The sequence below is a fragment of the Enterobacter cloacae complex sp. 2021EL-01169 genome (genome assembly GCF_020733125.1).
Classification (GTDB): domain Bacteria; phylum Pseudomonadota; class Gammaproteobacteria; order Enterobacterales; family Enterobacteriaceae; genus Enterobacter; species Enterobacter roggenkampii.
Genome location: NZ_JAJFTC010000007.1, coordinates 232116 through 252377 on the forward strand (window position 1 = coordinate 232116; position 20262 = coordinate 252377).

Annotated in this window: 24 protein-coding genes, 1 tRNA gene and 1 rRNA gene; 16 read left to right on the forward strand and 10 right to left on the reverse strand. The window is 55.3% G+C overall.

All coding sequences use genetic code 11. The annotated features are described in order from the left end of the window. The first annotated feature begins 3 nt into the window (after positions 1–3). Positions 4–399, forward strand: coding sequence for a fumarate reductase subunit FrdC (gene frdC / locus LLF79_RS17915; protein WP_008502933.1), 396 nt, complete (start codon positions 4–6; stop codon positions 397–399). A 10-nt stretch (positions 400–409) separates the two neighbouring features. After that, complete coding sequence (gene frdD, locus LLF79_RS17920; RefSeq protein WP_008502934.1) at positions 410–769, forward strand: fumarate reductase subunit FrdD; 360 nt, start codon at positions 410–412, stop codon at positions 767–769. 29 nt (positions 770–798) lie between these two features. On the opposite strand, the gene ampR is transcribed toward frdD, so the two are convergent. Further along, a complete protein-coding gene (gene ampR, locus LLF79_RS17925) occupies positions 799–1674 on the reverse strand; it encodes a LysR family transcriptional regulator AmpR (RefSeq protein ID WP_023345297.1) in 876 nt (291 codons plus the stop codon). Positions 1675–1806: 132 nt separating this feature from the next. Here ampR and blaMIR point away from each other — a divergent pair, with 132 nt between their 5' ends. Both blaMIR and LLF79_RS17935 read left to right on the forward strand, forming a co-directional pair. Further along, entirely contained in the window at positions 1807–2952 is a 1146-nt protein-coding gene (gene blaMIR / locus LLF79_RS17930; RefSeq protein ID WP_227880068.1) for an MIR family cephalosporin-hydrolyzing class C beta-lactamase, read from the forward strand. Positions 2953–3082: 130 nt separating this feature from the next. Continuing rightward, the gene (locus LLF79_RS17935; RefSeq protein WP_023326541.1) at positions 3083–3613 is read left to right on the forward strand and encodes a lipocalin family protein; all 531 of its coding nucleotides are present in this window, start codon (positions 3083–3085) and stop codon (positions 3611–3613) included. On the opposite strand, the gene sugE is transcribed toward LLF79_RS17935, so the two are convergent. Beyond that, entirely contained in the window at positions 3610–3927 is a 318-nt protein-coding gene (sugE, locus tag LLF79_RS17940; protein WP_008502938.1) for a quaternary ammonium compound efflux SMR transporter SugE, read from the reverse strand. The two genes, LLF79_RS17935 and sugE, sit on opposite strands and share 4 nt — an antisense overlap. Before the next feature lie 261 nt (positions 3928–4188). Between sugE and LLF79_RS17945 the strand changes: the two genes are divergently transcribed. Next, a complete protein-coding gene (locus LLF79_RS17945) occupies positions 4189–4788 on the forward strand; it encodes a LuxR C-terminal-related transcriptional regulator (protein WP_021240725.1) in 600 nt (199 codons plus the stop codon). 37 nt (positions 4789–4825) lie between these two features. Here LLF79_RS17945 and ecnB read toward each other — a convergent pair whose 3' ends face one another. The 3 genes from ecnB to efp form a co-directional block, all read right to left on the reverse strand. Continuing rightward, a complete protein-coding gene (gene ecnB / locus LLF79_RS17950) occupies positions 4826–4972 on the reverse strand; it encodes a lipoprotein toxin entericidin B (RefSeq protein ID WP_003025482.1) in 147 nt (48 codons plus the stop codon). Between the two features lie 108 nt (positions 4973–5080). Continuing rightward, positions 5081–5212, reverse strand: coding sequence for an entericidin A/B family lipoprotein (locus LLF79_RS17955; protein ID WP_024907352.1), 132 nt, complete (start codon positions 5210–5212; stop codon positions 5081–5083). Between the two features lie 58 nt (positions 5213–5270). After that, entirely contained in the window at positions 5271–5837 is a 567-nt protein-coding gene (gene efp / locus LLF79_RS17960) for an elongation factor P (protein WP_008502940.1), read from the reverse strand. Positions 5838–5877: 40 nt separating this feature from the next. Here efp and epmB point away from each other — a divergent pair, with 40 nt between their 5' ends. Then, positions 5878–6906 (forward strand): EF-P beta-lysylation protein EpmB, encoded by a 1029-nt coding sequence (gene epmB / locus LLF79_RS17965; protein WP_008502941.1) that lies wholly within the window; start codon positions 5878–5880, stop codon positions 6904–6906. A 65-nt stretch (positions 6907–6971) separates the two neighbouring features. Here epmB and LLF79_RS17970 read toward each other — a convergent pair whose 3' ends face one another. Next, positions 6972–7325 (reverse strand): DUF4156 domain-containing protein, encoded by a 354-nt coding sequence (locus tag LLF79_RS17970; protein WP_008502942.1) that lies wholly within the window; start codon positions 7323–7325, stop codon positions 6972–6974. A 234-nt stretch (positions 7326–7559) separates the two neighbouring features. Here LLF79_RS17970 and LLF79_RS17975 point away from each other — a divergent pair, with 234 nt between their 5' ends. From LLF79_RS17975 to iadA, 3 genes are read left to right on the forward strand one after another with little or no spacing between them, the layout of a single operon-like run. Beyond that, the gene (locus LLF79_RS17975) at positions 7560–8225 is read left to right on the forward strand and encodes a nucleoside recognition domain-containing protein (protein ID WP_023345293.1); all 666 of its coding nucleotides are present in this window, start codon (positions 7560–7562) and stop codon (positions 8223–8225) included. Continuing rightward, on the forward strand, positions 8206–8667 hold the full coding sequence (locus LLF79_RS17980; protein ID WP_023293466.1) for a YjiG family protein: 462 nt from the start codon (positions 8206–8208) through the stop codon (positions 8665–8667). The genes LLF79_RS17975 and LLF79_RS17980 overlap by 20 nt, the downstream gene beginning before the upstream one ends. 10 nt (positions 8668–8677) lie before the next feature. Beyond that, on the forward strand, positions 8678–9841 hold the full coding sequence (gene iadA / locus LLF79_RS17985) for a beta-aspartyl-peptidase (protein ID WP_227880074.1): 1164 nt from the start codon (positions 8678–8680) through the stop codon (positions 9839–9841). A 65-nt stretch (positions 9842–9906) separates the two neighbouring features. Here iadA and groL read toward each other — a convergent pair whose 3' ends face one another. After that, positions 9907–11550, reverse strand: a complete 1644-nt coding sequence (groL, locus tag LLF79_RS17990; protein ID WP_008502946.1) for a chaperonin GroEL — start codon at positions 11548–11550, stop codon at positions 9907–9909. Positions 11551–11581: 31 nt separating this feature from the next. Next, positions 11582–11875, reverse strand: a complete 294-nt coding sequence (locus LLF79_RS17995) for a co-chaperone GroES (RefSeq protein ID WP_003855929.1) — start codon at positions 11873–11875, stop codon at positions 11582–11584. Between the two features lie 179 nt (positions 11876–12054). Between LLF79_RS17995 and yjeH the strand changes: the two genes are divergently transcribed. Next, a complete protein-coding gene (gene yjeH / locus LLF79_RS18000; protein ID WP_039265378.1) occupies positions 12055–13275 on the forward strand; it encodes an L-methionine/branched-chain amino acid transporter in 1221 nt (406 codons plus the stop codon). A gap of 36 nt (positions 13276–13311) precedes the next feature. On the opposite strand, the gene LLF79_RS18005 is transcribed toward yjeH, so the two are convergent. Next, positions 13312–13776: an FxsA family protein gene (locus LLF79_RS18005; protein WP_023616652.1), complete on the reverse strand. Its 465-nt coding sequence runs from the start codon at positions 13774–13776 to the stop codon at positions 13312–13314. Positions 13777–14110: 334 nt separating this feature from the next. Here LLF79_RS18005 and aspA point away from each other — a divergent pair, with 334 nt between their 5' ends. From aspA to LLF79_RS18035, 6 genes are all read left to right on the forward strand, one after another. Further along, positions 14111–15547: an aspartate ammonia-lyase gene (gene aspA, locus LLF79_RS18010; protein ID WP_003855923.1), complete on the forward strand. Its 1437-nt coding sequence runs from the start codon at positions 14111–14113 to the stop codon at positions 15545–15547. Positions 15548–15662: 115 nt separating this feature from the next. After that, on the forward strand, positions 15663–16964 hold the full coding sequence (locus LLF79_RS18015) for an anaerobic C4-dicarboxylate transporter (RefSeq protein WP_008502949.1): 1302 nt from the start codon (positions 15663–15665) through the stop codon (positions 16962–16964). 113 nt (positions 16965–17077) lie between these two features. After that, positions 17078–17401, forward strand: coding sequence for a divalent cation tolerance protein CutA (cutA, locus tag LLF79_RS18020; protein ID WP_008502950.1), 324 nt, complete (start codon positions 17078–17080; stop codon positions 17399–17401). Further along, positions 17377–19068: a protein-disulfide reductase DsbD gene (locus tag LLF79_RS18025; protein WP_023293470.1), complete on the forward strand. Its 1692-nt coding sequence runs from the start codon at positions 17377–17379 to the stop codon at positions 19066–19068. The genes cutA and LLF79_RS18025 overlap by 25 nt, the downstream gene beginning before the upstream one ends. 49 nt (positions 19069–19117) lie before the next feature. After that, positions 19118–19693, forward strand: coding sequence for a transcriptional regulator (locus tag LLF79_RS18030; RefSeq protein ID WP_021240733.1), 576 nt, complete (start codon positions 19118–19120; stop codon positions 19691–19693). A gap of 127 nt (positions 19694–19820) precedes the next feature. Continuing rightward, positions 19821–19896: transfer RNA gene (locus LLF79_RS18035), tRNA-Phe, on the forward strand. A gap of 244 nt (positions 19897–20140) precedes the next feature. Here LLF79_RS18035 and rrf read toward each other — a convergent pair. Further along, a 5S ribosomal RNA gene (gene rrf / locus LLF79_RS18040) occupies positions 20141–20256 on the reverse strand. Positions 20257–20262 lie beyond the last annotated feature (6 nt).

Here is a 20262-nt window from a genome sequence, read left to right on the forward strand (position 1 = left end):
ATGATGACGACTAAACGCAAAGCCTATGTGCGGCCTGTGCCGTCCACCTGGTGGAAAAACCTGCCGTTTTATCGCTTCTACATGCTGCGTGAAGGCACAGCGGTACCGGCGGTCTGGTTCAGCCTTGAGCTGATGTACGGCGTTTTTGCCCTCAAGCATGGCCCGGAAACCTGGGCCAGCTTTGTCGGTTTCCTGCAAAACCCGATCATTGTCATTCTGAACCTGATCGTGCTTGCGGCCGCGCTGCTGCATACCAAAACCTGGTTTGAACTGGCACCAAAAGCGGCGAACATCATCGTAAAAGGCGAGAAAATGGGGCCAGAGCCGGTGATTAAGGGGCTCTGGGCGGTGACGATTCTGGTCACTGTGGTCATTCTGTTTGTCGCACTGTTCTGGTAAGGAGACTACTGTGATCAATCCAAATCCAAAACGTTCTGACGAGCCGGTCTTCTGGGGCCTCTTTGGCGCAGGCGGCATGTGGAGTGCCATCATTGCCCCCGTCATCATTCTGCTGGTGGGCATTATGCTGCCGCTGGGGCTGTTCCCGGGCGATGCGCTGAGCTACGAACGCGTACTGGCGTTCGCGAGCAGCTTTATCGGCCGCGTGTTCATCTTCCTGATGATCGTCCTGCCGCTGTGGTGTGGCCTGCACCGTATTCACCATGCGATGCATGACCTGAAAATCCATGTACCGAGCGGGAAATGGGTATTCTACGGTCTGGCGACCATCCTGACCGTGGTCACGCTGATTGCCGTGATCACTATCTGACGCCTCTGGCCCGCCATCCGGCGGGCCTTTTATTTCTGCATCTTCCCCACCAGCCACTGGGCAAACTCGCGCATTGCGGGCGTTTCTGCGCGTGACTGCAGCCTCGTGAGCCAGTAGCTGCCAAGGTCAATCTGCGTCGCGAAGGGTTGCACAATGCGCTCACTGTTCAGCAGATGGGTGAACATATCGACAGGGGCAATCGCGATGCCCGTACCTGCCTGCGCGGCTTCCAGCATGGTCACGGACGAATCAAATACCATTACCCGGTGCGTCGGTGAAGGCGGGTTTTCTCCCGCGGCCTGCATCCAGGCGGTCCACTCGTCGCGCCGGTAAGAACGCAGCAGGGTAAACTTCAGGATATCGGCAGGGGTGTGCAACGCGGCAGCAATGTCAGGCGTGCAAAGCGGCGCAAGCGGCGCAGAACAGAGAAACGTCGCTTCCGTGCCGTGCCACGCCCCGCCGCCATAACGAATGGCGTAATCAAGCCCCTCGGCTGCCGGATCGACGCGATTGTTGTGCGTCGACAGCTGAAGATCGATATGCGGATAGCAGCGACGAAAGTCAGCGAGCTGCGAGAATAACACCCCGGTAGCAAAGGTACCCACCACGCCAATTTTTAGCTTCTCCTGGGCGCGCTGGCTGGCAAAGCGATCCAGCATTCCGGCAATTCGGTCGAACGAGTCATTTAGCACCGGCAGCAAATTCTCGCCTTCAGTGGTCAACATCAGCCCACGCGAAACGCGGACGAACAACTGGCAGTTAAGATGCTGCTCCAGCGCCTTTACGTGCTGGCTAATCGCGGAATGGGTGACATTCAGCTCAATAGCGGCATGCGTAAAACTGAGGTGCCTTGCGGCCGCTTCGAAGGCGCGAAGCGAATTAAGCGGAAGATAGCTGCGGGTCATGGTCCCATCCGTTAGAAAAATTAACAGCTAATGCTAAATTTAACCGTTTGTCAGCCACAGTCAAATCCAACAGACTACAGCGGTCTGACGGGCCCGGACACTCCCTTGAACAGCTATTACGGAAGATAACCGATGATGACAAAATCCCTAAGCTGTGCCCTGCTGCTCAGCGTCACCAGCTCTGCATTCGCCGCACCGATGTCCGAAAAACAGCTGGCTGAGTTGGTGGAACGTACCGTTACGCCGCTGATGAACGCGCAGGCCATTCCGGGTATGGCGGTGGCGGTAATTTATCAGGGTCAGCCACACTACTTTACCTTCGGTAAAGCCGATGTTGCGGCGAACAAACCCGTCACCCCGCAAACCCTGTTTGAGCTGGGCTCTATAAGTAAAACCTTCACCGGCGTACTGGGCGGCGAAGCCATTGCCCGGGGTGAAATAGCGCTGGGCGATCCGGTAGCAAAATACTGGCCTGAGCTCACGGGCAAGCAGTGGCAGGGCATTCGCATGCTGGATCTGGCAACCTATACCGCAGGCGGTCTGCCGTTACAGGTGCCGGATGAGGTCACGGATACCGCCTCTCTGCTGCGCTTTTATCAAAACTGGCAGCCGCAGTGGAAGCCGGGCACCACGCGTCTTTACGCTAACGCCAGCATCGGTCTTTTTGGTGCGCTGGCGGTTAAACCTTCCGGCATGAGCTATGAGCAGGCCATGACGACGCGGGTCTTTAAACCCCTCAAGCTGGACCATACCTGGATTAACGTCCCGAAAGCGGAAGAGGCGCATTACGCCTGGGGATACCGTGAGGGTAAAGCGGTCCACGTTTCGCCAGGGATGCTGGACGCAGAAGCCTATGGCGTAAAAACTAACGTGAAGGATATGGCGAGCTGGGTGATAGCCAACATGAAGCCGGATTCTCTTCAGGCTCCCTCACTCAAGCAAGGCATTGCTCTGGCGCAGTCTCGCTACTGGCGCGTGGGGGCCATGTATCAGGGGTTGGGCTGGGAGATGCTCAACTGGCCGGTCGATGCCAAAACCGTCGTCGGAGGCAGTGATAACAAGGTGGCGCTGGCACCATTGCCCGTGGCAGAAGTGAATCCACCCGCGCCGCCGGTTAAGGCCTCCTGGGTCCATAAAACAGGCTCGACGGGTGGGTTTGGCAGCTACGTGGCATTTATTCCTGAAAAGCAGCTCGGCATTGTGATGCTGGCGAATAAAAGCTATCCGAACCCGGCACGCGTTGAGGCGGCATACCGTATCCTCGACGCGCTGCAGTAAAACATTGCCGGGTGGCGGCTTCGCCTTACCCGGCCTTCAAAACCACGGTGTGCGGCGAAATTCGCCGCACAATCTTCCGCATTTTTCCTGCTGTCATCTACACTTAACAAAAAACAGTAAGGAAACTCCTATGCGCATTCTGCCTGTTATCGCCGCGGTGACAGCCGCGTTTTTAGTGGTTGCCTGCAGTTCCCCTACCCCGCCTCCTGGCGTCACCGTCGTCACGCCTTTTGATGCACAACGCTTCCTTGGAACATGGTATGAAATCGCGCGCCTCGACCATCGGTTTGAGCAGGGTTTAGAGAAGGTCACGGCGAATTACAGTCCGATGGATGATGGCGGTATTCAGGTGATCAACCGGGGCTATAATCCCGATCGGGAGATGTGGCAGCAGTCGGTGGGAAAAGCGTACTTCACTGGCGACCCGCGGCGGGCCGCGCTTAAGGTCTCTTTCTTTGGTCCGTTTTATGGCGGTTATAACGTGATAGCGCTCGACAAAGCGTATCGCCATGCGCTGGTCTGTGGGCCGGATCGCGACTACCTGTGGATACTCTCCCGCACGCCAACTATTTCACCCGAAATGAAGCAGCAGATGCTGGACGTCGCGACCCGGCAAGGGTTTGATGTATCAAAACTTATCTGGGTAAATCAGCCCCATTAGTGGGTGCTGAGCTTAAGCCCAACGATCCCGGCCACAATCAGAGCGAGGCTGGCGATACGCGCCAGACTCGCTGACTCGCCGAGTAGCAGAATGCCGGTGATGGCGGCCCCCACTGCGCCAATACCCGTCCAGACGGCATAAGCCGTTCCCACAGGCAGAGAGCGCATCGCCCAGGATAGCAGAACAATACTGACGATCATGGCGGTAACGGTAATGACGCTGGGCGTCAGGCGGGTAAATCCGTGGGTGTACTTGAGACCAATCGCCCATACCACTTCGAGCAGGCCAGCAATAAAAAGAATGATCCAGGACATGTCAGGCTCCTTAACTTAATGCAAGTTGGGGCCGTCCCCGGTGAAAGAAACGCTTACGGGTCGTCCCGTAAGGCAGAGATTACGCCACCTATTGTGGTTAGCGTGCTATTTTTTTTCAATCCTTTTTTGCTGAACACGTTAAGGCAAGAAATAGCCGCAGTATGGCGCGGAGTTCCGGCTTTTAGCACTCATCCGACTTCTCTATGATGATGTGCTTTCTGATGGCAGGAAGCCAAACCACTAGCCGACTGCGAATAAAATATGTTCAAAATTCTTTTGATTGACCGTTGTCACTTCACCCGCGCGGGGTTTGAAGCATGGCTCAATCATTCCGGTTTGTTCCCGGGACACTACGTTGTGACCGGGCTGAATAATCTGTTTCTTGCCAGAGAACACATTCTGCAATGGAAACCAACGCTGGTTATCGCTGACCTGTACGGCTTCAGGCAGGATATTCACCATTTTCAGCAGCTCTCTTCCCTGCTTAACGCCAGTGAACGATTACCGTTTATTTTGCTGCAGTCGGGAGAGGACAGCGGGATGACCGACTGGCTTGGGAAGTTTCCGGTCTGGTCGTCGCTGTTAAAAAACGCCAGTCTCGAAGAGGTGGCAACGGTTATCAACGACGCGTTAATTTCGCGCGCCAGCGCTGACAGGCCAACGGCGGCGGCTCCCTTGCTGACCCGACAGGAAGAGAAGGTGCTGACGTTATGGATGGACGGCGCGAGCAATCAAAAAATTGCCGCTCACCTGAGCATCAACGGAAAAACGGTTTATACCTATAAACGCAATATCCGCATGAAATTACATATGGATACGCGTTTTTCTCCGTTCTTATCCCTGCAGGAATCAGAAAGCTGACGGTACGAAACCCGGCTGGTCCCGTACCGTTTATTCATTACTGCTGAGCTTTTGTTGCCGCACCAGAGATTGCGCTACCACCTTCAGAAATATCCTGACCGACGCCACGCGTGGTATTACAGGCCGTTAACACTGAAGAAAGTACCAAGACTGAAAAGATCGCTGCAATTGTCTTCTTAACCATAATATCTTCCTTTTATAGCCAAAGTTGTTTTGTGTATAGCAACTTAAGAATAGACAAAATCCCGCCGGTTGACGGAAGAGGAAGCATTTTTAGGAAAATTAGACGAACTTAGCTGGCGGCGTGAGAAATGATATGACCCAGATCCTGGATATCTTGTCCCATTCCACGCGTGGTGTTACAGCCAGAAAGCAATGCACTGGAGAGCGCTAACAGAAGCAGAATTTTAACGGTACGTTTCATCATCCCTGCCTGCAAAAAATCGGGCGCAGCGGGCGCTGCGCCTTCAATCATACGTAAATTACTTCACGCGGGATACGTATTCGCCGGAGCGGGTATCCACTTTGATCACTTCGCCAGTCTGTACGAACAGTGGCACTTTCACCACTGCGCCGGTAGACAGTTTGGCTGGCTTACCGCCGGTACCTGCGGTATCACCCTTCAGACCTGGATCGGTTTCAACGATTTCCAGTTCTACGAAGTTTGGTGGGGTCACTGCGATAGGCTGGCCGTTCCACAGGGTCACGATGCACTCAGCCTGATCCAGCAGCCATTTAGCGCTGTCACCTACCGCTTTCTCATCAGCAGACAGCTGTTCGAAAGTGGAGTTGTTCATGAAATGCCAGAACTCGCCATCGTTGTACAGATAGGTCAGGTTCATATCAACAACATCAGCGCCTTCAGCAGAGTCAGTAGACTTGAAGGTTTTCTCAACACGGGTACCGGTCAGCAGACGGCGCAGCTTAACGCGTGCGAATGCCTGGCCTTTACCTGGTTTAACGAATTCGCTGGCTTCAACCGCGTACGGTTCGCCGTCCATCATGATTTTAAGACCAGCACGAAAATCGTTGCTATAGTACGTTGCCATAAGGCCCTCTAAATTTGTTAACTGGTAGCTAAGCCACAAAATGGCGCATATTGTAACCCTAAACACCCCGTCCAGAGAAGATTGGTTATCGCAACTTGCCGATGTAATCACCAGTCCTGATGAATTGCTGCGTCTTTTAGACCTCGATCAGCACCCAGAGTTGCTTGCAGGCCGCGAGGCAAAGCGCCTTTTCGCCCTGCGCGTTCCCCGTGCGTTTGTGGCGCGGATGGAGAAAGGCAACCCCGACGATCCGCTATTAAAACAAACGCTTACTTCGCAGGATGAATTCATTACTGCGCCGGGATACAGCACCGATCCGCTGGAAGAGCAGAACAGCGTGGTGCCGGGTTTATTGCACAAGTATCTCAACCGCGCCCTGCTGCTGGTAAAAGGCGGCTGTGCGGTAAATTGTCGTTATTGCTTCCGTCGGCACTTCCCCTATGCCGAAAACCAGGGCAATAAACGCAACTGGCAGGTCGCGCTGGACTATATCGCCGCCCATCCGGAGCTGGATGAGATTATTTTTTCCGGCGGTGACCCGTTGATGGCGAAAGATCATGAGCTGGACTGGCTGCTGACTCAGCTTGAAGCCATCCCGCACATTAAGCGCCTGCGCATTCATAGCCGCTTACCGATTGTTATTCCGGCACGTATCACCGACGGCCTGGTGGCACGCCTGGAGCAATCTCGCCTGCAGGTCCTGCTGGTGAATCATATTAATCACGCGAACGAAATTGACGATGCGTTTCGCGCGGCGATGGCGCGACTGCGTAAAGCGGGCGTGACGCTGCTGAACCAGAGCGTGCTGCTGCGCGGCGTGAATGACAGCGCCCGCGTGCTGGCCGATCTGAGCAATGCCCTGTTTGATGCGGGCGTGATGCCGTATTACCTGCACGTGCTGGATCGCGTTCAGGGCGCGGCGCATTTCATGGTGACGGATGAAGAAGCCCGGCAGATTATGCGCGAACTGTTAACGCTGGTTTCAGGCTATATGGTGCCGAAGCTGGCACGCGAGATTGGCGGAGAGCCGAGCAAGACGCCGCTCGATTTGCAGCTGCGGCAGCACTAAAAAGGCAGGTGGCGCTACGCTTACCCGCCCTACAGGGCCGGGCGCAGCGCCATTAGCACATTACATCAGTTCGGGCACTTATAGACCTGGCCCGTCATCTGGCTGGCGGTCGGCACGAAGCTGGACAGCATACTCTGCGTTGGGCTACTTACGCCGTAAATCACGTTGCCGCCCATTGCCGCAGCCTGATTACGCAGGGCATTCGCCGCTCCGCGCATAGAACCGCCTTCCTCACCGTGCTGACCCGACATCCAGTTACTTTGTTCACCGGTTGCCGTGCCTAACAGCTGGCATTCACTGCCAGGCTTATCTTCCACAAAGCGAACGCCCTGGCCCGCTGCCGACAGCTCATTGCTGGAGCTACAACCCGCCAGCAGCAATGCTGCCCCTACAATCCCTGCACAGACTTTTACGCGCATGTTATTCCTCGTTTTCAATAAGCTGGACAGTAATTGTCCGTGTGTAAATCTTATACCTAAAAGATGACTAAAAGAAAAACCCCCGCGCATTTCTGCGAGCCAGATTCCGCGAGGCACTCCTCCGACATCTTAAATGAATTCTGATAATAACCTTTGGGATATCGTGTTTTAGCCCCCGATCGTTTTTAGTGATGCAACGTACAACTTTTGTACGCGACTAAAAAAGGAGGTTTTATGAGTGCATCATCCTCAGGAGAGGAAAAAGTGACATGGGTGGGTTATGTGGCGTTTGTACTTACCATCGTTTTTTTCTCGGGCTTTTTCGCCAAAAGCACCGAATGGTGGCGCGTGCTGGATTTTACCGTCTTAAACGGCAGCTTTGGCCCGGTCAACGGCGCTCTGACGTTTCGCGGAACGGGCGGAACGGGGGCGAAAGACGGTTTCCTCTTTGCCCTTGAGCTGGCTCCCTCGGTCATTTTATCGCTCGGTATCATTGCCGTCACCGAAGGTCTGGGCGGGCTGCGTGCCGCACAGCAGCTTATGACCCCCATTTTACGTCCGCTGCTTGGTGTGCCGGGCGTTTGCTCCCTGGCGCTGATAGCCAACCTGCAAAACACCGATGCGGCGGCAGGGATGACCAAAGAGTTAACCGATGAAGGCGCGATTACGGACCAGGAGCGCGCTATTTTCGCCACCTTTCAGACCAGCGGTAGCGCCATCATTACCAACTATTTTTCTTCCGGTGCCGCGCTCTTCACCGTTATCACCATCCCGGTGATTACGCCGCTGGCCGTTATTCTGATGTTTAAATTCGTTGGCGCGAACGTCCTGCGCCTGTGGATCGCCCACATGGAAGATCGCCGCATTCAGGAGGAAGAACATGATCGCCCAGCCGCGTAAAAATATCATGGATATGTTTATTGATGGCGCCCGGCGCGGCTTTACCATCGCCACCACCAGCCTGTTGCCGAACGTCGTCATGGCGTTTGTCATCATTCAGGCGCTCAAGGTCACCGGCCTGCTGGATATAGTCGGCAAGATATGCGAGCCAATTATGGCGCTGTGGGGCCTTCCGGGTGCGGCGGCAACGGTTCTTTTGGCCTCGGTGATGAGTATGGGCGGCGGCGTGGGCGTCTGCGCCAGCCTGGTCGCCGCCGGCACGCTCAACGGCCACGATGCCACCATCCTGCTGCCCGCCATCTACCTGATGGGCAATCCGGTGCAAAACACCGGCCGCTGCCTGGGTACCGCCGGCGTAAACCCGAAATATTATCCGCATATTATTACTCTTTGTGTCATTAATGCCCTGCTCTCAATGTGGGTGATGCAGCTACTCTTCTGAGGAGATAAAAATGGATTTTTCAGTGCTGAACCCTCACCTTTTCCGCAACGCACATCTCTACGCCCCGGAGGATAAGGGACGTTGCGATCTGCTGATCGCTGCGGGAAAAATCGTGGCGATCGAAAAAGCGAACCACGGAACAACGAGGCCAGACTGCCCGGAAAGCGATCTGGCTGGGGCGGTGGTTTGCCCGGGGTTTATCGACCAGCATGTGCATTTGATCGGTGGCGGCGGTGAGGCGGGCCCTCACACCCGCACGCCAGAGGTTCGCCTGTCTGCACTCGTTGCCGCAGGCATCACCTCGGTTGTTGGCCTGCTAGGCACCGACGGCGTGACCCGGCATCCTGAATCGCTGCTGGCAAAAACGCGGGCGCTTGAGCATGAAGGGATCAGCGCATGGATGCTGACGGGGGCGTACGGGCTGCCTTCGCCGACCATCACCGGCAGTGTCGAAAAAGACGTGGCGCTGATTGATAAAATCATTGGCGTGAAATGCGCGATCTCTGACCATCGTTCTTCCGCGCCAGCCGAGGACCAGCTCGCCAGTATGGCTGCCCAGTCACGCGTAGGCGGGCTGTTGGGTGCCAAAGCGGGTATTTCCGTGTTTCACCTCGGCAACAGCCCAAAGCTGCTGGAGCCGCTGTTTAGCATCCTGAATAACGCCGACGTTCCGCGCGTGAAACTGCTGCCAACGCACGTAAACCGCGCCCAGGCGCTGTTCCTTGCCGCGCTGAGCTATGCCCGCGAAGGCGGCTTTATCGACATCACGACCAGCATCAGTGAACCGATTGACGCCGCCAGCGCCATCGTGATGGCCCGCGAGGCGCAGGTGCCGTTTAACCGGCTTACGCTCAGTTCGGACGGCAACGGCAGTCAGCCGAAATTTGATGAGAGCGGCAATCTGGTGGGGATGGGCGTGGCGGGGTTCGAATCCCTGCTCGAAACGCTGCAGCAGCTGGTCAGCCGGCATCAGCTGCCGCTGGAAGAGGCGCTTCTTCCCTTTACGCGAAACGTGGCGGCGTTTCTCGGGCTGGAGCATAAGGGACGGCTCGCGCCCGGATGCGACGCGGATTTCCTGGTACTGACGGACGATCTGAAGATTTGCGAGGTCTGGGCCAAAGGCCGCCAGATGGTGCGTGAAGGTGCCGTGTGTGTCAAAGGGACTTTCGAATAGCACGCAATAAAAAACCCCGGGCATTTCTGCCCGGGGTTCGTTCTGAGAGGTTCAGAACAACATGATTACATCATGCCGCCCATTCCACCCATGCCGCCCATGCCAGCAGCACCTAAGTCAGGCGCATCGCCTTTAGGCAGGTCGGTCACCATGCATTCGGTAGTGATCATCAGACCAGCAACAGAGGCCGCGTACTGCAGAGCAGAACGGGTCACTTTAGTTGGGTCCAGGATACCGAAGTCGATCATGTTGCCGTATTCTTCAGTTGCCGCGTTGTAACCGTAGTTACCTTCGCCCGCTTTAACCTTGTTTGCTACCACAGATGGCTCTTCACCGGCGTTAGACACGATCTGACGCAGAGGCGCTTCCATTGCGCGCAGCGCAACTTTGATACCCACGTTCTGGTCTTCGTTCTGAGCGGTCAGGCCAGCCAGTTTAGCGGCAACGCGCACCAGCGCAACGCCACCACCCGCAACCACGCCTTCTTCTACCGCAGCACGGGTCGCGTGCAGGGCATCGTCAACGCGTGCTTTTTTCTCTTTCATTTCAACTTCTGTCGCAGCACCGACTTTGATTACCGCAACGCCGCCTGCCAGTTTCGCTACGCGCTCCTGCAGTTTTTCACGGTCGTAATCGGAAGTCGCTTCTTCGATCTGCTTACGGATCTGACCTACGCGGCCCTGAATAGCGGCTTCTTCACCCACGCCATCGATGATGGTAGTGGTGTCTTTGTTGATCACAACGCGTTTTGCCTGGCCCAGGTCTTCCAGGGTCGCTTTTTCCAGCTCCATACCGATCTCTTCGGAGATGACGGTACCGCCGGTCAGGGTAGCGATATCCTGCAGCATCGCTTTACGACGATCGCCGAAGCCAGGTGCTTTAACCGCAGCCACTTTCACGATGCCGCGCATGGTGTTAACCACCAGGGTCGCCAGCGCTTCGCCTTCAACATCTTCAGCGATGATAACCAGCGGTTTGCCTGCTTTAGCAACGGCTTCCAGCACTGGCAGCATTTCGCGGATGTTGGAGATTTTTTTGTCAGCCAGCAGGATGAACGGGCTTTCCAGCTCAACAGCGCCAGTCTCTGGCTTGTTGATGAAGTATGGGGACAGGTAACCGCGGTCGAACTGCATACCTTCAACCACGTCCAGTTCGTCTTCCAGACCGGTACCGTCTTCAACGGTGATCACGCCTTCTTTACCGACTTTGTCCATCGCTTCCGCGATCAGTTTACCTACGGTTTCGTCGGAGTTAGCGGAGATGGTACCAACCTGAGCAATCGCTTTAGAGTCAGAGCACGGTACGGACAGCGCTTTCAGTTCTTCCACAGCGGAGGCGACAGCTTTGTCGATACCACGTTTCAGATCCATTGGGTTCATGCCCGCCGCAACGGCTTTCAGACCTTCGGTGATGATGGCCTGCGCCAGAACGGTCGCGGTGGTGGTACCGTCGCCTGCAGCGTCGTTCGCTTTAGAGGCCACTTCTTTCACCATCTGCGCACCCATGTTTTCGAACTTGTCTTCCAGCTCGATTTCACGTGCTACGGAAACACCGTCTTTGGTGATGGTTGGCGCGCCGAAGGATTTATCCAGCACTACGTTACGGCCTTTCGGGCCCAGGGTCACTTTAACTGCATCTGCCAGTACGTTTACGCCGCGGAGCATTTTTACACGAGCGTCGTTACCGAATTTTACGTCTTTAGCTGCCATGTTCTTATTTCCTCAAATTCTCGTGCGTAAATTACGCTTCAACAATTGCCAGAATGTCGCTCTCGGACATGATCAACACTTCTTCATTGTCGATCTTCTCGGATTTCACGCCGTAGCCATCGTTGAAAATTACGATGTCACCAACTTTAACGTCCAGTGGCTGCACAGTTCCGTTTTCCAGGATGCGGCCCTTACCGACAGCGATGATTTCGCCACGCGTTGATTTGGCTGCTGCAGAACCGGTCAGAACGATGCCGCCAGCAGACTTGGTTTCAACTTCTTTACGTTTGACGATCACACGATCATGTAACGGACGAATACTCATTGATAGCTCTCCTTTGAGAAAGTCATTATCAGTTATGGATGACGCCGGCCCGCATGCGGTTTTCCGACTAGTGCCCTGAGAGATGGGGATAGCTTTTTACCCCTTCAAGGGGGAGTTGAAAAAAAATTTTGCGAAAGTGTTACCATCGCCTCTCTTTTGGAATTGGCAGGACGATGTCAATGAGTGGACTCAAGCAGGAGTTGGGGCTGGCGCAGGGCGTCGGCCTGCTCTCAACCTCCTTATTAGGGACGGGCGTGTTCGCCGTACCTGCACTGGCGGCACTGGTAGCCGGAAATAACAGTCTGTGGGCGTGGCCCGTTCTGATTGTATTGGTTTTCCCGATTGCCATTGTGTTTGCCATCCTGGGGCGGCATTTCCCCAGCGCGGGCGGCGTGGCGCATTTTGTCGGGCTGGCATTTGGCCCGCGACTGGAGCGTGTGACCGGCTGGCTGTTTCTCTCCGTTATTCCGGTTGGGCTTCCTGCGGCGCTGCACATTGCAACCGGCTTTGGCCAGGCGCTGTTTGGCTGGCATGACGAGCAGTTGCTGTTGGCCGAACTGGGTACGCTGGCTATCGTCTGGTGGGTGGGTTCACGCGGAGCCCGCTCCAGCGCCAACCTGCAGACACTGGTTGCGGTGCTGATTGTCGCGCTCGTTGCCGCTATCTGGTGGGCGGGCGATATCACCGTAAAAGAGATTCCCTTTCCGGCCGTGACAGACGTCGACCACTCACAGCTTTTTGCCGCGCTCTCCGTCATGTTCTGGTGTTTTGTCGGTCTGGAAGCCTTTGCTCATCTGGCGTCGGAATTTAAGCAGCCTGAACGTGATTTCCCCCGCGCACTGATGATCGGCCTGCTGCTGGCAGGCACGGTGTACTGGGCGTGTACCGTGCTGGTGTTGCACTTCAAGGCTTTCGGAGCCGATCTCGCCGCCGCGGCATCGCTGCCGGGTATCGTGGTTGAACTGTTTGGTGTGAAGGCGCTGTGGATCGCCTGCGTTATCGGCTATCTGGCCTGTTTTGCCAGCCTCAACATTTATATCCAGAGCTTTGCCCGTCTGGTGTGGTCGCAGGCGCTGGATAAACCTGATAACCGCCTCGCGCGCCTGTCTAAACGCCAGCTGCCGCTGAATGCCCTGAATGCCGTACTGGGCTGCTGCGTGCTGAGTACGCTGTGCATTTACGCCCTGAAGGTCAATCTGGATACGCTGCTCGTCTACGCCAACGGCATTTTCATCATGATCTACCTGCTGTGCATGCTGGCAGGTTGTCGTCTGCTGAAAGGTCGTTATAAAGCACTGGCGCTTGTCGGGGGGCTACTGTGCCTGCTGTTGCTGGCAATGGTGGGGTGGAAAAGTATGTACGCCATCGTCATGCTGGCGGTGTTGTGGCTGGCGCTTTAGTAGGCCCGGTAAGCGAAGCGCCACCGGGCAACAAAATCACCGATCGTCTTTGTGATCCAGACGGTCGTGCTGTTCATCCTTACGCTGATATTCCCCTTCAAACGTGTCGCCTGGCCCGGTGCTGAACCCACCGCCCGGCATACGGCTAAAGCGCAGATGCGGCAGCAGCTTCATGGTCAGGTGCTTTTGCACCGGCGGCAGAAGCAGCAGAAGGCCGAGGAAGTCGGTAAAGAACCCGGGCAGAATCAGCAGCAGCCCCGCAATAATCAACGACACGCTTTTGATCATCTCTTCCGCCGGGCTTTCGCCTGCGGCCATCTTTTGCTGCATTATCAGGAAATTTTTGAAACCCTGATTACGCACCAGCGACATGCCGATGACGGAGGTGAAAATCACCAGAATCAGCGTCAGCAGGACGCCCAGCACATGGGCAACCTGGATGAAAATGGAAATCTCAATGTAAACATAGAGAAAGAAAGCAATAAACGGTATCCAGCGCACTGGCATCTCCTGTGTGGCAGAGGCCATCGGCCCCTGTCTGAATGTGTTCGCGACGCGCGTTTGTATGAGATGGTGACGGTTAGCGAAAATTCAATCAGTTTGCACGGATATTTTTTTTGGAAATATTAAAGCGGTGACCCATTTCACAGATTAATAATTATCATGGAATCGGCTCGATAATAAGTGATCCAGCTTACGGCAATTCGCTATCATCAGCATATGATCTCGAGCATCTGGCTGATTGAGGGAATAATCGTCGGTCAGAAAATATTCAAAACCACATAAATACTGTGTGTTTAGTACAATCCATCGGCAGCTTGAAAAGAAGGTTCACATGTTAAACAACATTCGTATCGAAGAAGACTTGTTGGGTACCAGGGAAGTTCCAGCGGATGCCTACTACGGTGTCCACACTCTGAGAGCGATTGAAAACTTCTACATCAGCAACAGCAAAATCAGCGACATCCCTGAGTTTGTTCGTGGCATGGTGATGGTGAAGAAAGCCGCAGCCCTGGCCAACAAAGAGCTGCAAACCATTCCTAAAAGCGCGGCAAATGCGATTATCGCAGCCTGCGATGAAGTGCTGAACAACGGCAAATGTATGGATCAGTTCCCGGTTGACGTCTATCAGGGCGGCGCGGGCACCTCCGTCAACATGAATACCAACGAAGTACTGGCAAACATTGGCCTGGAGCTGATGGGTCACCAGAAAGGTGAATACCAGTACCTGAACCCGAACGACCACGTCAATAAATGCCAGTCCACCAACGACGCGTACCCTACCGGCTTCCGTATCGCGGTGTATGCCTCCGTGGTGAAACTGGTGGATGCGATCAACCAACTGGGCGATGGCTTCCAGCGTAAAGCGGTTGAGTTCCAGGACATTCTGAAAATGGGTCGTACCCAGCTGCAGGATGCGGTGCCGATGACCCTCGGCCAGGAATTCCACGCGTTTAACGTCCTGCTGAACGAAGAGACTAAAAATCTGCTGCGCACCTCCGAGCTGCTGCTGGAAGTGAACCTGGGTGCTACCGCCATCGGTACGCGTCTGAACACCCCGGATGGCTATCAGCAGCTGGCGGTACAGAAGCTGGCTGAAGTGTCCAACCTGCCGGTTGTGCCTGCAGAAGACCTGATTGAAGCGACCTCCGACTGCGGCGCCTACGTCATGGTACACAGCGCGCTGAAACGTCTGGCGGTGAAACTGTCCAAAATTTGTAACGACCTGCGCCTGCTCTCTTCCGGCCCGCGCGCTGGCCTGAATGAAATCAACCTGCCAGAACTGCAGGCAGGTTCGTCCATCATGCCAGCCAAGGTGAACCCGGTTGTGCCAGAAGTAGTGAATCAGGTGTGCTTCAAAGTCATCGGTAACGATACGACCGTGACCATGGCCTCTGAAGCGGGTCAGCTGCAGCTGAACGTGATGGAGCCAGTCATTGGCCAGGCGATGTTTGAATCTATCCACATTCTGACCAACGCCTGCTACAACCTGCTGGAAAAATGCATCAACGGCATCACGGCGAATAAAGAAGTCTGCGAGGGTTATGTCTATAACTCCATCGGGATCGTCACCTACCTCAACCCGTTCATCGGGCACCATAACGGCGACATCGTCGGTAAGATTTGCGCCGAAACCGGTAAGAGCGTGCGTGAAGTGGTGCTGGAGCGCGGGCTGTTGACCGAAGCCGAGCTGGACGATATTTTCTCAGCCCAGAACCTGATGCACCCGGCCTATAAAGCGAAACGATATACCGATGAAAGCGAACAGTAACCGTTCAGGCTAGGCTTCTTAAGGCACGTCACTTGTGACGTGCCTTTTTTCTTTTTAGGCGTTACCAAAATACAACAATTCAATATCAACTTGTTAATAAGCAAGGCAGGTCCTTATGTTTGGAGCAGAACTCGTCATCGTCTTGTTGGCGATTTATTTGGGAGCACGACTCGGGGGTATCGGCATCGGTTTTGCCGGCGGTCTTGGAGTGCTCGTTCTTACCCTTATCTTTCAGATTAAACCCGGCGCAATCCCGTTCGACGTTATCGAAATCATCATGGCAGTCATTGCCGCTATTGCCGCCATGCAGGTGGCAGGCGGTATGGACTACCTGGTGAGCCTGGCGGAGCGCATGTTACGACGCCACCCGAAATACATAACCTTCCTTGCTCCGCTGGTGACCTGGTTTATGACCATTCTCGCCGGTACTGGCCACACCGCTTTCTCCACGCTGCCGGTGATCACCGAAGTGGCGAAAGAACAGGGCATCCGTCCGTCGCGTCCGCTCTCTATTGCCGTCGTCGCGTCCCAGATCGCGATTACCGCCTCGCCGATTTCCGCGGCGGTGGTCTTCTTCGCCGGTATCCTGGAGCCGATGGGCGTGAGCTACCTGACGCTGCTGGCGATCTGCATTCCGGTGACGCTGATTGCGGTGATGATTACCGCCGTGCTGTGTAACTTCCTCGGTGCTGAACTGAAAGACGATCCGGTTTATCAGGAGCGTCTGGCAAAAGGTGAAGTGAGCCTGCGCGGCAGCCAGGTCTTCGAACTGAAGCCACATGCGAAACGCTCCGTGCTGCTGTTCCTGATTGGTATTGTCGCCGTCATGTTCTATGCGACCGCCATCAGCGATACCGTGGGGCTGATCCAGAACCCGGTCCTGCCGCGTAACGAAGCGATTGTGGTGTTCATGCTGACCATCGCGACGCTGATTAGCATCACCTGTAAAATTGATACCAGCGAAGTGCTGAACGCCAGCACCTTCAAATCCGGTATGAGCGCCTGCGTGTGCGTACTGGGTGTGGCGTGGCTTGGTGATACCTTCGTGAAAGCGCACATCAGTGATATCCAGACCGTCGCTGGTGACCTGCTGCACAACTATCCGTGGCTGCTGGCTGTCGTGCTGTTCTTCGCGGCTACTCTGCTTTACTCCCAGGCGGCGACCACCAAAGCGCTGATGCCTGCGGCGCTGATGCTGGGTGTGACGCCGCTGACGGCAATTGCCTCTTTTGCGGCGGTTTCTGCCCTGTTCGTATTGCCAACCTACCCAACCCTGCTGGCGGCGGTGGAGATGGACGACACCGGCTCAACCCGTATCGGTAAGTACGTGTTTAACCACGCGTTCCTCATCCCGGGCGTGGTGGCGATTACGCTTTGCGTGGTCCTCGGCTTTATCATCGGCGGCATTGTGCTGTAAACGGTTAGCCGTTGTAAAAATAGTTAAAATCGGGCCGCTCAGCGGCCCGTTTCATTAATGACCAGTCGTCTTGCGTGATATAGTGAAGACTTTCGTGATGAGGAGGTCGACTTGTGAACACGCCTGATGCCGTTGTCGTACTGTGCACCGCTCCTGATGAAGCTTCTGCCCAGGATCTCGCCGCCAAAGTGCTGGCCGAAAAACGGGCAGCCTGCGTCACGCTCCTCCCCGGCGCTACCTCTCTTTACTATTGGGAAGGTAAGCTGGAGCAAGAGTACGAAGTCCAGATGTTGCTTAAAACCAATCTGGCGAATCAGCAGGCACTCCTGGACTGCCTCAAATCTCATCATCCTTACCAAACCCCGGAACTGCTGGTCTTGCCAGTGGTTCATGGCGATAACGACTATCTCTCATGGCTCAACGCTTCCTTACGCTGATCCTGCTGCTTTGCAGCACATCAGTTTTTGCCGGGCTGTTTGACGCGCCCGGCCGTTCGAACTTCATTCCTGCCGATCGGGCGTTTGTTTTCGATTTCCAGCAAAACCAGCACGACCTTACGCTCAACTGGCAGGTGAAAGAGGGCTATTACCTCTATCGCAAGCAGGTGAGCATTACGCCTGCTCAGGCCAGCGTGGGCGCATTACAGATGCCCGCTGGCGAGTGGCATGAAGATGAGTTTTACGGCAAAAGCGAAATCTATCGCCAGCGCCTGAGCGTGCCAGTTACGGTGAACCAGGCGGATAAAGGCGCGACCCTGACGGTGACCTATCAGGGGTGCGCGGATGCCGGATTCTGCTATCCGCCGGAAACAAAGGTGGTTCCGCTTAGTGAGGTGAAAGCGTCGCCCACGATTTCACCTCTTCCTTCAGGCGAGAAGCATGAGGATACCGCTGACCTTCCGTTCTCCGCGCTGTGGGCCTTACTGATTGGCATTGGCATTGCCTTTACCCCCTGCGTGCTGCCGATGTATCCGCTCATCTCTGGCATCGTACTGGGCGGCAAACAGCGCCTTTCCACCGCACGCGCGCTGCTGCTGGCCTTTATTTACGTGCAGGGTATGGCGCTGACCTACACGGCGCTCGGCCTTGTGGTCGCCGCTGCCGGGTTGCAGTTCCAGGCCGCACTTCAGCACCCGTACGTGCTGATTGGCCTGTCGGCGATATTTATCCTGCTGGCACTGTCGATGTTTGGCCTGTTCACGCTGCAGTTACCGTCAGCTCTGCAAACCCGCTTAACGCTGATGAGCAATCGTCAGCAGGGTGGTTCGGCAGGCGGCGTGTTTATGATGGGGGCCATCGCCGGACTGATTTGCTCCCCTTGCACCACTGCCCCGCTGAGCGCCATCCTGCTTTATATCGCCCAGAGCGGCAATCTGTGGCTCGGCGGCGGTACGCTGTACCTTTACGCGCTGGGCATGGGCCTGCCGCTCATTCTGGTCACGGTTTTCGGCAACCGCCTGCTGCCGAAGAGCGGCCCGTGGATGGAGACGGTGAAAACCGCATTTGGTTTCGTGATTCTGGCGCTGCCGGTGTTCCTGCTGGAACGCATTACGGGTGACGTCTGGGGCACTCGCCTGTGGGCGATGCTCGGCGTAGCGTTCTTCTCCTGGGCATTTATCGTCAGTCTGGGGGCCAAAAAAGCGTGGATGCGCCTGGTGCAAATTCTCCTGCTCGCCGCCGCGCTGGTGAGCGTGCGTCCTCTGCAGGATTGGGCGTTCGGCTCGCCGGTCGGCCAGACGCAGGCGCATTTGAACTTTATGCAGATTAAGAACGTCGATGAGCTCAACAGCGCGCTTGCGCAGGCGAAGGGCAAACCGGTGATGCTCGATCTCTATGCCGACTGGTGCGTCGCCTGCAAAGAGTTTGAAAAATACACCTTTAGCGATCCACAGGTGCAAAATGCCCTGAAAGAGACGGTTCTGCTCCAGGCGAACGTAACCGCCAATAATGCGCAGGATAAGGCTCTGCTAAAACAGCTTAACGTGCTCGGGCTGCCAACCATTCTGTTCTTCAATCAACAGGGTCAGGAGCAGCCAGAACAGCGTGTAACCGGGTTTATGGATGCAGCGGCATTTAGCGCGCATTTGCGCAATCGCCAACCGTAAACAACACTTTAAACGGAACATACCGTTGGGAATAGCGGAGGAGATAACCGTGCAACGTGAAGACGTACTGGGACAAGCCCTGCAATTACTTGAGATTTATGGGATCGCCAGCACCACGCTTGAGATGGTAGCCGACCGTATCGATTACCCCCTGGATGATCTTAAGCGCTTCTGGCCGGATAAAGAGGCGCTCGTTTATGATGCTCTGCGCTATCTCAGCCAGCAGGTTGATATCTGGCGCAGGCAGCTGATGCTGAATGAAGAACTGACTGCGGAACAAAAGCTTCTGGCGCGCTATACCGCCCTAACGGAATGTGTCAGCAACAACCGCTATCCGGGCTGCCTGTTTATTGCGGCCTGTACGTTCTATCCCGATCCCGACCATCCTGTCCATCAGTTGGCGGATCAGCAAAAACGGGCTGCGCATGACTTCACTCACGAGCTGCTGACCCGTCTTGAAGTGGATGACCCGGCAATGGTGGCGAAACAGATGGAGCTGGTGCTGGAGGGGTGCCTGAGCCGCATGCTGGTGAACCGTAGCCAGGCCGATGTGGATACGGCGCACCGACTGGCAGAAGATATTCTGCGCTTTGCTCAGTGCCGTATGGGCGGGGCGTTAACGTAAGCGAACCTGTTAAATTTGACGTATTCGACGCGTAAACCATCAGATTGCCGCAAAGTTAAGCAATTGAACAGCTTTTCCCGAAATAATGTTGACGATAAGGCGCGATTGCGGTTTAATGCGCTCCGTTGCCCGGATAGCTCAGTCGGTAGAGCAGGGGATTGAAAATCCCCGTGTCCTTGGTTCGATTCCGAGTCCGGGCACCACTATTTAAAGAACCCAGCCTATGGCTGGGTTTTTGCTTTTCTGCGTTTATCAAAACCTTCCCTGTTTTTATATTCCTGTATCTCTTTCCAGTAAGATCGTGCGGTCTGGTCTGCCCGGTGGCGCTGCGCTTACCGGGCCTACGGATTTTGCAGGCAGGATAAGGCGAAGCCGTCATCCGGCATGATTTCTGGCGCACAAAGCAAAAAACCCCGCACCTTTCGGTACGGGGTTCTTCTAATTGATGCCTGGCAGTTCCCTACTCTCACATGGGGAGACCCCACACTACCATCGGCGCTACGGCGTTTCACTTCTGAGTTCGGCATGGGGTCAGGTGGGACCACCGCGCTAAAGCCGCCAGGCAAATT

Coding starts and splice junctions, on each gene's coding strand:
- blaMIR (WP_227880068.1), top strand. CDS start 1,807: ATGATGACAAAATCCCTAAGCTGTGCCCTGCTGCTCAGCGTCACCAGC.
- epmB (WP_008502941.1), top strand. CDS start 5,878: ATGGCGCATATTGTAACCCTAAACACCCCGTCCAGAGAAGATTGGTTA.
- LLF79_RS17970 (WP_008502942.1), bottom strand. CDS start 7,325: ATGCGCGTAAAAGTCTGTGCAGGGATTGTAGGGGCAGCATTGCTGCTG.
- efp (WP_008502940.1), bottom strand. CDS start 5,837: ATGGCAACGTACTATAGCAACGATTTTCGTGCTGGTCTTAAAATCATG.
- LLF79_RS17945 (WP_021240725.1), top strand. CDS start 4,189: ATGTTCAAAATTCTTTTGATTGACCGTTGTCACTTCACCCGCGCGGGG.
- LLF79_RS17995 (WP_003855929.1), bottom strand. CDS start 11,875: ATGAGTATTCGTCCGTTACATGATCGTGTGATCGTCAAACGTAAAGAA.
- frdC (WP_008502933.1), top strand. CDS start 4: ATGACGACTAAACGCAAAGCCTATGTGCGGCCTGTGCCGTCCACCTGG.
- LLF79_RS17975 (WP_023345293.1), top strand. CDS start 7,560: ATGAGTGCATCATCCTCAGGAGAGGAAAAAGTGACATGGGTGGGTTAT.
- iadA (WP_227880074.1), top strand. CDS start 8,678: ATGGATTTTTCAGTGCTGAACCCTCACCTTTTCCGCAACGCACATCTC.
- groL (WP_008502946.1), bottom strand. CDS start 11,550: ATGGCAGCTAAAGACGTAAAATTCGGTAACGACGCTCGTGTAAAAATG.
- LLF79_RS17980 (WP_023293466.1), top strand. CDS start 8,206: ATGATCGCCCAGCCGCGTAAAAATATCATGGATATGTTTATTGATGGC.
- LLF79_RS18015 (WP_008502949.1), top strand. CDS start 15,663: ATGTTTGGAGCAGAACTCGTCATCGTCTTGTTGGCGATTTATTTGGGA.
- LLF79_RS17935 (WP_023326541.1), top strand. CDS start 3,083: ATGCGCATTCTGCCTGTTATCGCCGCGGTGACAGCCGCGTTTTTAGTG.
- LLF79_RS18025 (WP_023293470.1), top strand. CDS start 17,377: ATGGCTCAACGCTTCCTTACGCTGATCCTGCTGCTTTGCAGCACATCA.
- yjeH (WP_039265378.1), top strand. CDS start 12,055: ATGAGTGGACTCAAGCAGGAGTTGGGGCTGGCGCAGGGCGTCGGCCTG.
- ecnB (WP_003025482.1), bottom strand. CDS start 4,972: ATGGTTAAGAAGACAATTGCAGCGATCTTTTCAGTCTTGGTACTTTCT.
- aspA (WP_003855923.1), top strand. CDS start 14,111: ATGTTAAACAACATTCGTATCGAAGAAGACTTGTTGGGTACCAGGGAA.
- sugE (WP_008502938.1), bottom strand. CDS start 3,927: ATGTCCTGGATCATTCTTTTTATTGCTGGCCTGCTCGAAGTGGTATGG.
- ampR (WP_023345297.1), bottom strand. CDS start 1,674: ATGACCCGCAGCTATCTTCCGCTTAATTCGCTTCGCGCCTTCGAAGCG.
- LLF79_RS17955 (WP_024907352.1), bottom strand. CDS start 5,212: ATGAAACGTACCGTTAAAATTCTGCTTCTGTTAGCGCTCTCCAGTGCA.